The following is a 13,564-nucleotide window of genomic DNA, read 5'->3' as shown; positions in this document are numbered from 1 at the left end:
GGCGGCTATGAGCTGGTCTGGCACGAAGGTTCGACCTCCGGGGTGGGCACGGCGCTATATATGGTTCCCGAGAAGAATGCCGGCGTCGTGGTGCTATCGAATGCGGATGGCGGCGCATCGGGCTTGCACTCGGTGCTGCTGCGAAGCTTGTTGCCTGGCTGGCGCGAGCAAACGCCAGCCACTGCTGCCGTGGCCGCCCGGCCCCAGCCATTTCAGCCGAACGCCCAGTTGACGGGCAGCTGGCAAGGCATCATTCACACTTATGAAGGCGAACAGCCCATGCAGTTGCAGGTGTTCGCCAATGGCGATATCCATCTTCGTGTCGGTGGCGCGCCGAAATTCGCCTTTCGCACCACGCTGCAACAGGAGGCGCTGCTCAACAACGTCACTTTCAAAGACGGAATGTTGAGCGGCAATTCACTGGCGAGTGTTGCCACCTCCGACACTCGGCGCCTGCCTTCGACCTTGTCGGTGCATCTGCAACTGCGCGGCGATGTCCTCAATGGATACGTCAGTGCGGATTCGGTCTACGAAGGTCGCTGGGGCTATTCATTGCCGTACTGGACCGAACTCAGAAAACAATGAGCACGATGACGACTGCATCACACATAGGTCGCCACTGGGCGGAGGCGCTCGCCGTCACCTAGGAATTCCCCGTACCGCCTGCATCACAGTTCGAACCGATTCCCGAATAGGGAACAATAAAGTCACAGCGCTCTCACACCTCGTGGAGTAGCTTGATCGCCAGTGGGGGGCGGACAAGCTGCTGCGAGCGCAGCAGCCCGGCGAGGACTGTAGTGACCAACGTCTCAAAAGCGCACATCAGCATCATCATCACCGCGTTCAACGAGGAGCGCGATCTGCCGGTGTTGCTGGCTAGCCTGGCTTCGCTGCGAGGCGATCCAGCTTTCGAAATTATTGTGGTCGACAACGGCTCCACCGACGGCACGGCCAACCGCGCTTGGGTGGGCGGCGCCAAAGTAGTGTCGATCGAGCGTTCAAAAGTGGGCGCAGGCCGCAATGCTGGTGTGAAGGCGTCGCGAGGCTCGATACTGGCGTTCTTGGACGCCGACGTTATCGCGACCGAACAATGGATCGCCAGCATCCGGGCCCTGGCCGATCACGCCAGAGAGTCAGTCATTACCGGCGACGTGTACGACATCGTCGAACAGCCGTCCTGGATCGAACGGCACTGGTTCGGCTCGCTGTACGCTCGCGGTGCCCAGAGCTATCTCAACGGCGGCAATCTGATCATTGCGCGCGCCGACTTTGCCAAGGTCGGTGGCTTCGACGAAGACATGGTCTCCGGCGAAGATGTCGAGTTCTGTATGCGTGCCGCCGATGCCGGCATTCGGGTTTCGCCTGATCGGAATTTGCGAGTGCTGCATCAGGGTTATCCTTCGACCGCCAAGCAATTCATCAATCGTGAAGCCTGGCATGGCCGTAGCGATTTCGCTTCGATGCGCAGTTTCCTGGCGTCGCCAGTGGCCATCACTGCGGCAATGTTCGCGGTGCTGCATTTGACTCTGTTCGTCGGCGTCCTGGGTCAATACTGGATGCTCGCCGACCTGTCCGCCGTCGGTATCGGCTTCTTATGTCTGGCCAGTGCGGTCTGGAAGTGGCGCCGAGCCGGCCTGACCTCGCGGCTGGTGAACGCCGGCGTGTTCTATCTGTACTTCACCGGCCGTGCCGTCGGTGGGGCACGCGAGGTGATTCACCAGGCCAAGCGACACTTCGGCACCGAGGTGCCGCTTAGCCTGTAACCTTGCTTTAAATCCGGTTCAGCCGGTGGGCCGAATACTGCTCGGATGATCGAGCACATTCGGCACAAGCTCCGGCAGCTGTACCTGTTCCTGAAGGAAGCCAATCAGCTGCGCTTCCCGCCGGTACGGCATTTGAGCCAGCATCCCCGGGCGATTCGCCTGGCCGATGCGCCCGACCATCCGTGCGTACAGATCAATCGTCCCAGCGCCAATGACGGTGCGCAGCTGGCGGACGATTGCCTGTTACGAATCGCGCGTCCCGCGTCGACGCCGTGCCCCACACCTCCGTTCAACGTCAGTAACTGGTTGCTATCGGACTGGGACGATCCCACCAAGGCGGCGTATTTCGCTGCCACTCGTAACGTTGCCGCGGCCGACAGCCCGCCGCTGAACATTCGTTTCGACGACGACCAACAGCGACTGGCCGATTTCGAAGCCTGGGTGGCTGTGCGGGAGGAGTGGGTCATTGCCGAGCTCGCAGCTCGCAAGGCGCTGGGCTTTTTCGAGCTGTTCTATGAGATTCATTCGGCCATCGAGCGCGACGGCGAGTTGCTCGAATTGGTGGCTGCCGATGGCCGGCTCAATTGGCGCGCGGTCTCATCCATCGAAGGCAGTGTGCCCATCGATCATCCGGTGATGCTCAAACGCGTGGAGCTGCGTTTCGACGCCAGCGCTGCGGAGTTCAGCATTCACGAAACAGACCGGCCGACCGAACTGTATAGCGCGCTGTTCGTAGATCTACAAAACACAGCCGCCGCGTCGTTACGCAATCGAACGGCCGAGCTGGAAAACGCCGGTTTGCATCCGTGGGGCGCTGACGAAACCGAGACTTATCTAAAGACGCTGGTGCAGACGTTGTCGCCCACCAGCGGTCGCTTGTTCAAAGAGCGCGTTGCTGACGAACCTTCCGATGCGCCCCGCATGTGGCGCGATCCGATGCTGATTCTTCGCAAGCGTGTCGGCGGGATCGCGAACGCCGTCGACGCCATCATCGACGACATCGATCAGCGCAAGGCATTCGCACCGGCGATGGCGCAGATCGCAGGCACTTCGTTCGAACAGACTCCGTCGGTTCCTGCCGCTGCGATCGATGACGATGAGGTGCTGCTCGGCAAGGAGGCCAACCAGGAACAAATCCAGATCATCAAGCGGCTGAGTCATAGCGGCTCGGTGCTGGTGCAAGGGCCGCCCGGCACCGGCAAGACACATACGATTGCCAACTTGATCGGCCATCAGCTCGCACAGGGCAAGTCGATTCTGGTCACGGCGCAGACGGCGAAAGCGTTGCGCGTACTGCGTGACAAGGTGCCGGATGTGCTGCGGCCGTTATGCGTCGCTGTACTGGGTAGCGATCAAGATGCACGCCGGCAGTTGGAAACATCCATTGGTTCCATCACCGAACGCTTGACGACGCAGACTAGCGCGTCGCTAGTGTCGCGGGCCACGCGGCTCGGACAACGGCGCCGGGAATTGCTCACCGAGTTGCAGGTACTCCAACGTGATCTACGCGAGGCACTGGAGAACGAGTATCGCGAGATCGCGGTCGATGAGCGGCGCTTCTCGCCATCCGATGCGGCCAAGTATGTGAAGGCGCACGGTGCTCAGCACGCGTGGATTCCAGGGCCGGTGAAGTTGGCTGTGCCGTTGCCGCTCAATTCCAACGAGCTCGGGCGTTTGTATGCTCTCGGGGCCGCGTTTACCGCTGATGAGGAGCAGGATGCGCGTCGTCCGCTACCCAATCTCGATGAGTTGCCTTCCGAGCGCGAGTTCGAATCGCTGGCGTCGGAGCATCGGCGGCTCGCGGCAGCGGATTTGTCCGCAGGTTCGCATCGCTGGACTCAAACCGGCAGCAGCGCTGCGATCCACGCGCTGGCCGCTACTCTTGCAGAAGAATTCTCCGAGCTGCGACGCAGGCAGGCGTGGCGGCCGTACGCCATCGTCGCCGGCATCAACGGTGGCACGCAGCGTGAGGTTTGGGAACAACTGATTCACGGCATCGAAGAAGCGGCAGAAGCGAATGCTCAGTGTGCGTTGTTGCGTCATCATCGACCGCAATTGGCCAAGTCGATGCCGGCGGACACTCAACGACGCATCGCTCAGGAAATCGTCCAGCATCTGGAAGCAGGGCGAGGGTTGGGCTTCCTGCAGATGGCGACGCGTTCGGAGTGGCGGCAGTTCGTGAAGGCGGCTTCGGTCGCGGCCGGGGAGCCTTCGCGCATCGATCATTTCCATGTGTTGGCGATGCTGGCCGATCTGGAAGTGCGACGGCTCGAACTCGAAGATGCCTGGAATGCGCTCATCGGCAAGCATATCGATTCGCTGTTTCGCTCCATGGGGTCGGAGCCGGAGCTTGCGTGCCGTGCGCTCACGGATGAGGTTCGTCACTGTCTCGACTGGCACGAGCATACCTGGGGAATGCTGGCCGAGCGGTTGCGTGGCGAAGGGCTGCGACTGGACGAACTGGTTTCACAGATTCCGCGTGAGCCAAGTCCGCTGGCTGAGTATCAGACGGTCGAGCGACTGTCTTCGGAAGTGTTGCCGCCGTTGTTGGCCACCGAATCGGATCGACGCAAGCAGCGAGAGATCCACGAGTGGTTCCAGCAGCTGGCTGGTCGCGTCGGTGAGATCGATCCGAAGTCCGTGGGGCTGGGTTGCGCATCTCGGTTGCTCGCTGCGGTGGAAGCTCGCGATGCGAGTGCCTATAAAGCGGCTCGCGAGTACGTACAGCGTTTGATGGCTGTGAAACCGCTGACGGTGGAGCGGGATGAGCTGCTGACTCGATTGCGAGAGGTGGCGTCTCGTTGGGCGGATCGTTTGCAGGATCGCAAGGCGCCGCACGACAAGGGGCATCCGCCGGGCGATCTGGAGCTGGCTTGGATCTATCGTCAGCTGCACGACACGCTGGTGCAGATGGATCGGCTCGATGCACAGACGCTGCAATACGAAGCGGATCGAACCCGTGACCGCTTGCGGCCGGTGACTCAAGAGCTGATCGACGCCACTGCGTGGGGTCAACAGCTGGCGCGGCTGCAAGGAAACAATGCCATCCGACAAGCGCTGATCGGTTGGCTCGACACGGCCAAGCGGCTGATGTCGACGCGGCATCCCGAGCGTCGGCAGACGCTGCTCACCGAAGCACGAAAGTTTATGAAGCACTCCGTCGAAGCGGTGCCAGTGTGGATCATGCCGATCTCCATGGTCGCCGAGACCTTCGATCCGCGGGCGACCTGCTTCGATCTGGTGATCGTCGACGAAGCCAGCCAAGCAGATCTCAATGCGCTCATTCCGCTATACATGGCACGGCAGGTCGTCATCGTCGGCGACCACGAGCAGGTGACACCGTTGGGCGTGGGTAAGGAGCAGACGGCGCTCGAGAACCTGCGCAAGTCGATGCTTCATGACTTCCCGAATGCGCATCTGTTCGATGCCATGTCTTCCATCTATGACATCGGGCGGCAGGCGTTTGGCGATGCCGTGCGGTTGATCGAACATTTCCGCTCTGTGCCGGAGATCATCGCGTTCAGCAACCGGCTGTCGTACGACGGCAAGATCCTGCCGCTGCGTGCGGCGAACTCGACGCACATCAAGCCGGCATGTGTTCCCTTTCCAGTGGCAGGTGCACGGCAAGGCGATGTCAATCCTCGCGAAGCCGAGGCAATCGTGTCGCTGATCAAGGCGATGACGCGTCATCCCGCCTACGAAGGCAAGACCATCGGCGTGATCTCGATGGTGAAGGAGGAACAGGCATTACTGATCCAGTCGCTGCTTCACAAGCGCATCGATAGCGTGGAATTGGAAAAGCGACGCATCCTCGCCGGTATCTCCGCCGAGTTTCAGGGCGACGAGCGCGACATCATCTTGTTATCTCTGGTGGACAGTGCGCCGGAAGAAGCGGCATTGCGCACGGTGCGAGAGGGCGCGTATGAACTGGTCAAGAAGCGCTACAACGTTGCCGCGAGTCGTGCGCGAGATCAATTGTGGGTGGTGTACTCGTTCGACGCGGATCGGGATCTGAAGACCGACGACTTGCGGTTCCAGTTGCTTCAGCACGCGCAGCAGCCGAACTTGGCTCCGCCTGGCGCCGAGCGGAATCGTTTGGAGCCGGAGTCGCCGCTCGAACGCGAAGTGGCGAAGCGCCTCAGCGCTGCGGGGTTTCGAGTGCAGCAGCAGATGAGTGTCGGTCACTTCCGAATCGATATGGTGATCGAGAGCGACGACAAGCGTCTGGCGGTGGAATGCGACGGCGATCGTTATCGAACGCCTGAGAGTCTGGGTGAGGACATTGCACGACAGGCCGTTCTCGAACGTTTGGGTTGGGAGTTCGTGCGCATCCGTGGCAGTGCTTTCTATAGAGATCCGGATGCGGCGTTACGCCGTGTGTTTGATCGGTTGGAAGAGATCGGCATACATCCACGGGAACTCAGTTCCACTCCGGTGGAAGAGGCGCCGCCCGCACAGTCACTGGTCGAAGAACTGAAAGAAATGATGGGCCGGCCGGTGGTGGCCGCGACCGATGCTGTGCCCGAGAAGCCAACTAAATCGCGCCGAAGATTCGGTAAACGGCCTTAGCTTGTCACAAGTGACTTTGATAGCATCCTGAGCAGCGCTCGACCCTGGCGTTGAAAACAGCGACTGCCCCGAATGAGGGCGGTGAATCAGCTAGGCTCGATCGGCAATATCTCGACTCATTGCCTCCGGACCATTGTACGAGGAGCCCTCCATGAGTGCTGCTATCTCGCCGACGCGGTCTATCGAAACTCTGGCGCCGTTCCGCCGCTCATCCGAGCACCCAGCCGCGGTGCCAACCAAAATCTCAGGCAACATTCCTGACTGGTTGCGCGGCGAAGTCATCCGGACCTGTCCCGCCGTGTTCGAAACCAACGGCTGGCGAGCCCAGCACTGGTTCGACGGTCTTGGGATGATTTACGCCTTTCGTATTGGCGATTCGGTCGTCGACTTTCGTTCCCGACTGCTCGACTCCGAAGTGGCGCGCGATGCCTGGCACGGCAAAGCCAACCTCGGTTCGTTCGGGACGCCGACGGTGCGCCCGCTGTTGCAACGAATCTTCGAGCCGGTGGCTCGCATCTCCGACAACACCAACGTCAACATCGTAAAGATGGGACAGGAACTGGTGGCCATGACCGAAGGCGATCGCCAGAACATCATCGACGAGGAGACGCTGGCGGCGGTCCGATTCGTGGACTACGAGAAGGGCGCGCTCGGCGGGACGATCATGTCGGCGCATCCGCATTTCGACTTCGAGCGCGGCAAGGTGATGAACGTCGCTACCGGGTTCGGTGTCAGCGGCGTGGTCTCGATCTATGAGCATTCACCGGCAGCACGGCAGCGAGACATCATCGGCTCATGGCGAACCAAGCGCGTCCCCTACATCCACACCTTTGGAGTGACGCCCAAGCACGCGATTCTGGTGGCGCACCCGTTTGCCGTCAGCCCGGTGAAAATGCTCTGGTCCAGCAAGGGCTACATCGATCATTTCGATTGGCAGCCGGAGCAGGGCACGCGGCTGGTGGTCATCGATCGCTCTAACGGGCAGATTCGTGAGCACCTCACCGACCCCTTCTTTGTATTTCATACGGTCAACGCTTTTGAGCGTGCCGATGCGACTGTTCTCGATCTGCTGGCCTATCCAAACGAGAACATCATGGCGTCCCTGCGCACCGATCGTATGGTCGCCGAGCTGCCCGATCTCAGGCCCTCGCTCATTCGGCTGGTCATGCGTCCCGGTGTCGAGCGCGTCACGGTCGAGAAGCTGAGCGATGTTGGCTTCGAGTTCCCGTCGACCAACTACAAGCGGGTGAACGGGCAGGCCTATCGCTTCGCGTATGGCGCCTCCGACGGTTACCAAGCGGGCGGTGCCTATGACTCGGCCATCGTAAAGGCCGACCTCGAGACCGGGAAGTCGACTGCGTTCGGCGATGGCGACCACATATTCGGCGAGCCGCTGTTCGTCTCGCGACCCGGAGGCGACGCTGAGGATGACGGGGTCTTGTTGACGGTTGGAGCGGCGCAGAACGCCGAGACGTCCATCCTTGCGGTCATCGATGCTAAGAGCATGGCTCTGATCGCAAGTGCCGAGGTGCAGAGCTCGATTCCTCTCGGCTTCCACGGCTCATTCGTACGTAAGGAAGGGTGAGTCGATGAAAGCCATCGCACGCAAGATCGTCGTCGTCATCGTCGTGCTCCTGATCGCAGCGGTTGCCTATCTGTCGTTCTGGCCGGTGCCGGTAGAGCCTGTGCCGTGGCAAGCCTCGACACCGCCGGGTTACACCGGTGCGCATGCGCCTAATTCGCGACTGTCGGGTCTGCGGACCATCGCCATTGGCAGCGAGACCGGGCCAGAGCACATCGCGATCGGCAAGGACGGCAAGGTCTACGCCGCGATGACCAGCGGCAACCTGTTGCGCATGGAGCCCGACGGTGCGCAGCAGGAGATCTTTGCGAATACAGGCGGCCGCGTCCTCGGTTTCGACTTCGATGCACAGGGGCGTTTGATCGCTGCCGACGCCATGAAGGGATTGGTGGCCATCGCACCCGACAAGAGCACGACCGTGCTGACGGATCATGTGAGTGCCAACGATCCGATCCGCTATGCCAACTCGGTCGTGGTGGCGCCGGATGGAACCATCTATTTCACCGACTCGTCGACGCGCTTTGCTCCAGCGGACTGGGTGGGTACCTACGCAGCGAGTGTGCTCGATGTGATGGAGCAATCCGGGACCGGTCGCATTCTGGCGTATGAACCGGCGACCAACACGACGCGCATCGTCGCCCGTGGCTTGTCTTTCGCCAACGGCATCGCTTTGTCAGTCGACGGTCATACGCTCTTTGTGAACGAGACGGCTCGCTACCGCGTCTGGAAGATCGACGGCCGAGCGCACGACGTCGAAGTTCAAAGCGGTTCGCCGCAAGCCAAGATCTTGCTCGATAACCTGCCGGGCTATCCGGACAACTTGATGCGGGGGCGCGATGGTCGCATCTGGGTCGGGCTGGTCAAGCCTCGCAATCCCGCGGCTGATTCGTTGGCTGATAAGCCGTTCCTGAGAAAAGTGTTACTGAGGCTGCCGCGGTCATTCCTTCCGCTCGGCAAGCCTTATGGACACGTGTTTGCCTTCGACGAAGACGGCCGCGTCACCGAAGATTTGCAGGACCCGAGCGGCGCCTATCCGGAGACCACCGGCGTTACGGAGACAGAGGATCGCCTCTACATCCATAGCTTGGATGCGCACGAGATCGGCTGGCTGCCGCCGATCACGTCCGATAGCACTGCGGCTGACTCGGAGCCCACGCCGGAAGAGATCTACGTTCTTCGCAGTATCCGAGAACAACATGAGCCGGTCGCCGGTTGGTGTGCTTCCGCGAAGACCGGATTCGAGCCATTCCCGCAGGACGCCGAGCGCTTCTTTTCGTTCTGGAGTTTGCGGTTGCGGCCCGAGGATGGCCGAGTCGTCGAAACCAAGGACACGCGTGTCGCTGAGCTGCGTGCTTGTTTTGGTGCCACCAAAGAACGCGCCCGACAGAACTTCTATGCCGAGGTCAGCTTGGGCTCGCTGTCATTTCAGGGCAACGGCGAATGTCTGGCGGTGAGGACGGATTTCCCGGAAGCCGGTCTGTTCCCGGTTCGGTGTCAGTTGGTGTTGAGCGGATTGCCGCCGCCGTATGTGGGCGGGCTGTTGACGACCAACACTCTTACGAGTCAGGTCGCGCTGGGCGGCGACACCGATCCTCCCGGTTACACCCAAGCCTCGATTGCCACCATTCGCCTTTGGCAGCAGCAATGACGGCTCACGTCACATGTTTGATCAGCATCTCGCTCAGCCGGCGCTTGCGTTCGTTGTAGGGCGGAAACAGCAGCTCCAGGGCTGAGAGCGGCCCGGCCGCCATCACAGCCCGTTCGTGAGAAAACGCTTTGAAACCGAAGAAGCCGTGAGCGTTACCGATCCCCGAGGTATTGACGCCACCGAACGGCAAGTTGTGTTGGGCGAACTGCTGTAAGCACAAGTTCACGCACAGGCTGCCGGAACTGGTGTTGGTGGTGATGGCTTCGACGTTGCGCTCACTCTTGCTCCAAACATAGAGCGCCAACGGCTTCGGTGCCGCATTGATCTCGGCGATCACCGTGTTCAGTGAGTCGAAGGTCAGAATGGGCAGGACCGGGCCGAAGATTTCTTCGCTACGAATCTTTGCGGTTGGAGGCACGTTTCTCAGCAGTGTGGGTGCGACATAGCGTGCATCGACGTCGGCCGATCCGCCACAAGCGACCTGGCTTCCAGACTGAACTGCCTCATCAATGAGCCGAGCGACGCGTTCTGCGTGCCGGCGGTGAATCATGCGTGGAAAGTCGCGACTGCTCTTGATCGCCGCGTCGCTGTCGCCGAAGCGCTGCGCGATGGTGCTACGACAAAGATCGACGAAGCGGTCGGCGACGTCACGATGCACGTACACATAGTCCGGGGCGATGCAGGTTTGGCCGGCGTTCACCATCTTGCCCCAGATGATGTGTTCCGCAGCTCCGCGAAGGTCGGCACTTGCGTCGACGATGACGGGCGATTTGCCTCCCAGCTCCAATGTGACAGACGTGAGATTGCGAGCTGCCGCAGCCATCACGATCTTGCCAACGCCGGGTGAGCCGGTGAAAAAAATGTGATCGAAGGGCAGCGCCAGCAGCGCGTTGGCGGTGTCTGCGGCACCTTCGACGACAGCGACCTCGTCGACTGCGAACACGGCGCTGATGATGTCCTTGATGACACCATTGGTGTTCGGTGTGAACTCCGATGGTTTGAGAATCGCTGTGTTGCCTGCGGCGACGGCAGAAACCAGCGGGCCTAGGGCCAGACTCAACGGATAGTTCCACGGGCTGATCAGCAGGCAGCGACCTTTGGGCTGATACATCACCCGAGACTTGGTGCCGAGTGTGGCCAGGGTCGGGCTGATTCGATGCGGTTTCATCCAGCCTTTGAGCTTTGCAATGGAGTGCTTCAGCTCGCCGACCAATGGCAGTAGCTCGGTGAGGTTGGTTTCGGTGGGATGTTTGCTCAAGTCAGCATGCGCCGCTGCCTGTAGCGCATCCTTGCGCTCCAGAATGGCAGCCAGCAGCTTGGTGAGTTTGAGTCGCCGCTCGGCAGCGGTTGATTGTCTCAACCGCAATGCCGTCGCTGCATGAGAATCGAACAGGGCCTGCATCAGAACGACACCGTCGCTTCTACGCCCCACAGGCGTGGTTCGGAGATCGACGCGAACGGCGTGCCGAACGTGTTGGTGGTGATGTTGTTGATGCCGCTCACGTACTGGTCGTCCAGCACGTTCGTCACGTATGCCGCGAGGCCGAATGTGTCGTTGGCGCTGGTCCAGCCGAGTCGCAGGTCCAGACGATTGGTGGCTTCGCCGACTTTGAACACGGCCTGCAGCGCGCAGGTGCCTTGCCGCTCCGAGTCCTGATTACAGCGTGACTTGCCTCGGTACGCATATCGGCTCGACAGTTCCAAATCGCCCGCAGCACCGAGCGCCCAGCCGTAGCTCGCACCGAGTGAAGCGCTGAGATAGGGCTCGCCAGTCGGCTCGCCGGACAGATCGAGTGGATCCGTGCCTCGTGTGATCTTGCTCTTGTAAGTCGCGTCGATGAAGGCAACGTTGGCATAGAGTCGGAGCTGATCCACCGGCCGCCACTGTGCGTCGACATCGACGCCCCAGGCTTTCTCGTCGCTGGTATCGATCACGTACTGTGGGATGTCGGAGCCATCGACGTCGTTGGCCAACGCGATCGCCTGCTTGTTGTTGTAGACGTAGTAGAAGGCCGAGGCATTCAGTACTACACCGGCATCGGGGAACACGCTCTTGATGCCGGCTTCGAAGTTCCACACGTCCTCGTTCTCGAACTCCGAGCCGACTTCGGTGCTGTTGTAGCCGCCGGCTTTGTAGCCTTTGGCGAGCGAGCCGAACACCATGGCGTTCGGTGTGACTTTGTAGTCGAGCACCAAGCGCGGGCTCACGTCATCCCAGGAGTCCTTCTTGGTCAGGCCGCCGGGCGGCGTGTCCACCGCAAAGATGATGTCCGAGAACCGATAAGCTTCGGCTGGAATGGGAAATACGGTGAAGAAGCCGAGCTGCTCCAAGCCGGCGACCACTGCGTCGAGCTCCGGCGTCTCATGCGGCCCGTTGATCCACGTGAACTCCTTCTTGTCGTGCGTGTAGCGCAAACCGAACGTCAGGTTGGTCTTGTCGTTCACGTGCCAGATCACGTCGCCGAACGCCGCGTACGCTTCAAAGTTGCCGCGGTTGTACATGGCTTCTCGCCATGGCATGCCGAGCATGGTCAAGCCGAACTCTTCGATGAAGCTGCTAGTGCCGGCGTACAGCGGGAAGGGGATGCCGACCGCGTCATAGATGCCAAGATTGACGCCTAGAGTGTCGATGCCGTCGGTGTAAGTGTGCGTGTCGCTGATCTGGTTGGCCTTCTCCTTGTAGTAGCTCACGCCGCCGACCCAGTCGATGTTGGAAGTCTTGCCAGAGAACTTGAACTCTTGATAGAAGCTCTGGTTGTCTTCGATGTTGGCGGTGTCGAAGTACACGCCGATCAGGTTGGTGCCGTCCTCGTCTTCACGGTTCACAGTATCGAACTGGCGCCACGACGTGCTGGAGCGGAAGTCCGCGCCGCCGAAGTTGTGATCGATGAACAAGTTCACCTGGTCGAGCTTGCGCGATTCCTCATTGCCGACCACGTCGTTGTAGACCGGCGCTTTGCGAGGATCGATATAGCTGGCGGGATCGGCCGGGAAGCCGACTTGAGTTTGTCCGGCCCCAATGGGGATCAGGCCGATCGCGGGCCGCGCCAGCTGATCCAAGTCGTCATGATCCCAAGAGAGTGTGGCGCTGGTGCTGTCCGAAAGTTTCCAGCGCAGCGCGACGCGGCCGGCCCAATTCTTCTCGGGCATCAGATCTTGGCCGGTGGCTGCATCCTCGAGCCAGCCGTCGCTCTTGTTATAAACGCCGTTGATACGTAGCGCGACGCTGTCGCCGAGCGGCGTGTTCAGCATGCCTTCGTAGTACTGCTTGCCGTACTCGCCAACGCGGACTCGAAGCAGTGAGTGGAATTCGTCTTCGGGTTGGCGAGTGACGATGGAGATCGCGCCGGCCGCGCTGTTGCGGCCGAACAGAGTGCCCTGTGGACCCTTCAGCACTTCGATGTGATCGATGTCATTGAACGCAAGCAACGATGCGCCGGAGCGAGCGGCATAGATGCCGTCAACGTAGACACCGACCGCGGGATCGGTACCGACGCCGAAGTCGCCCGTCTGAATGCCGCGAATTTGATAGCGAGGCTGAGTTGGACTGCCATCCGAAATCACCAGGCCCGGCACGAAGCCATTCAGGTCGCCCAGATTTTCCGCGGCCACATCTTTGATCAGTGTGCTGTCGATGACCTGCATGGCGATCGGCACGTCCTGCAGTGACTGAGTGCGACGCTGAGCGGTCACCAGGATTTCTTCGATGCTGTCGCTGGCGGCTTCTTGCGCCAATGCAACGCCCGGCGCCGACGCCACCAAACCTGTTCCTGTCAGCACGGTTGCCACTGCATACGCGAGCCGGTTCTTGCTGTTGCTCATGAGCCTTCGTCTCCGTTACTTGGCCAGTCATCAGTCAATTCATTGTCAATTCGTCACTTGCAGCATGTAGTGCGCCACTGCCAGACGCGTCTCGGGATCGAGATAGTCTTGTGGCGGCATTTCGGGATAGTCGTCCCGTTTCTTGGTGGGTTTGGCGATGAAGTCGGCCAGGCCCTGCGG

6 protein-coding genes and 1 pseudogene are annotated in these 13,564 nt (G+C 60.6%); 5 read left to right on the top strand and 2 right to left on the bottom strand.

From position 1 onward, the window contains the following. From JNL55_RS36610 to JNL55_RS36590, 5 genes and pseudogenes are all read left to right on the top strand, one after another. A pseudogene (locus tag JNL55_RS36610) lies at window positions 1-585 on the top strand (hypothetical protein); the annotation flags it as partial. Between the two features lie 212 nt (window positions 586-797). Continuing rightward, entirely contained in the window at window positions 798-1,763 is a 966-nt protein-coding gene (locus tag JNL55_RS36605; RefSeq protein WP_293866842.1) for a glycosyltransferase family 2 protein, read from the top strand. Window positions 1,764-1,808: 45 nt separating this feature from the next. Further along, complete coding sequence (locus JNL55_RS36600) at window positions 1,809-6,332, top strand: AAA domain-containing protein (RefSeq protein WP_293866839.1); 4,524 nt, start codon at window positions 1,809-1,811, stop codon at window positions 6,330-6,332. Window positions 6,333-6,483: 151 nt separating this feature from the next. Continuing rightward, window positions 6,484-7,917, top strand: coding sequence for a carotenoid oxygenase family protein (locus JNL55_RS36595; protein ID WP_293866836.1), 1,434 nt, complete (start codon window positions 6,484-6,486; stop codon window positions 7,915-7,917). 4 nt (window positions 7,918-7,921) lie between these two features. Further along, window positions 7,922-9,562: an SMP-30/gluconolactonase/LRE family protein gene (locus JNL55_RS36590; protein WP_293866833.1), complete on the top strand. Its 1,641-nt coding sequence runs from the start codon at window positions 7,922-7,924 to the stop codon at window positions 9,560-9,562. Window positions 9,563-9,566: 4 nt separating this feature from the next. On the opposite strand, the gene JNL55_RS36585 is transcribed toward JNL55_RS36590, so the two are convergent. Together JNL55_RS36585 and JNL55_RS36580 are read right to left on the bottom strand one after the other, a co-directional pair. Then, window positions 9,567-10,964, bottom strand: coding sequence for an aldehyde dehydrogenase family protein (locus JNL55_RS36585; protein ID WP_293866830.1), 1,398 nt, complete (start codon window positions 10,962-10,964; stop codon window positions 9,567-9,569). Further along, complete coding sequence (locus tag JNL55_RS36580; protein WP_293866827.1) at window positions 10,964-13,384, bottom strand: TonB-dependent receptor; 2,421 nt, start codon at window positions 13,382-13,384, stop codon at window positions 10,964-10,966. Before JNL55_RS36580 ends, JNL55_RS36585 begins: the two co-directional genes overlap by 1 nt. Window positions 13,385-13,564: the final 180 nt, after the last annotated feature.

This window comes from Steroidobacter sp. (genome assembly GCF_016790065.1).
Taxonomy (GTDB): domain Bacteria; phylum Pseudomonadota; class Gammaproteobacteria; order Steroidobacterales; family Steroidobacteraceae; genus Steroidobacter.
The sequence above is the reverse complement of the archived record's forward strand: the minus strand, read 5'-3'. Positions and strand labels throughout refer to the sequence as shown.

Coding starts and splice junctions, on each gene's coding strand:
- JNL55_RS36600 (WP_293866839.1), top strand. CDS start 1,809: ATGATCGAGCACATTCGGCACAAGCTCCGGCAGCTGTACCTGTTCCTG.
- JNL55_RS36595 (WP_293866836.1), top strand. CDS start 6,484: ATGAGTGCTGCTATCTCGCCGACGCGGTCTATCGAAACTCTGGCGCCG.
- JNL55_RS36590 (WP_293866833.1), top strand. CDS start 7,922: ATGAAAGCCATCGCACGCAAGATCGTCGTCGTCATCGTCGTGCTCCTG.
- JNL55_RS36585 (WP_293866830.1), bottom strand. CDS start 10,964: ATGCAGGCCCTGTTCGATTCTCATGCAGCGACGGCATTGCGGTTGAGA.
- JNL55_RS36580 (WP_293866827.1), bottom strand. CDS start 13,384: ATGAGCAACAGCAAGAACCGGCTCGCGTATGCAGTGGCAACCGTGCTG.